General features: G+C 65.1%; 1 protein-coding gene. It reads right to left on the bottom strand.

The features are described from left to right. The coding region (locus ASV53_RS24850) for a hypothetical protein (protein ID WP_205049255.1) at positions 1-384 on the bottom strand (384 nt) is incomplete at both ends.

Genomic DNA, 384 nt, shown 5'->3' with positions numbered 1-384 from the left:
CATAAGCCTCCATCGGCGCGACCAATTTGGTCGTGACGGCCGCAACGTCGGCGGAGCCGGTGTAACTGCCGTCGGCGGCGATCCCGTCGCGCAGCGCTTTCAGATGTTCGTCAAAGTCCTTCACGACATCGTCCATCTTGATGCCGCTATGGGGCGTGGTCGATTCGAACGCGGCGAGGACGTCGCTGCGGATCGCGTCGTGCATCATGTCAGCCAGTTCATGATTGGCAAGCAGCGCACCCGCCTCGTTTTGCCGCTCCAACGCGGCCGACTGTAACCAGGCGGCGGCAATCCCGCTGCCACCGCTCACCACCATCAGACTGAGCAGCGCGACCCCCGCGATCCGGATCGCGCGAGCGAGCGACATCTTGGCCAGGCCGCCGC

Source organism: Photobacterium sanguinicancri (assembly GCF_002265265.1).
GTDB lineage: Bacteria > Pseudomonadota > Gammaproteobacteria > Enterobacterales > Vibrionaceae > Photobacterium > Photobacterium sanguinicancri.
The sequence above is the reverse complement of the archived record's forward strand: the minus strand, read 5'-3'. Positions and strand labels throughout refer to the sequence as shown.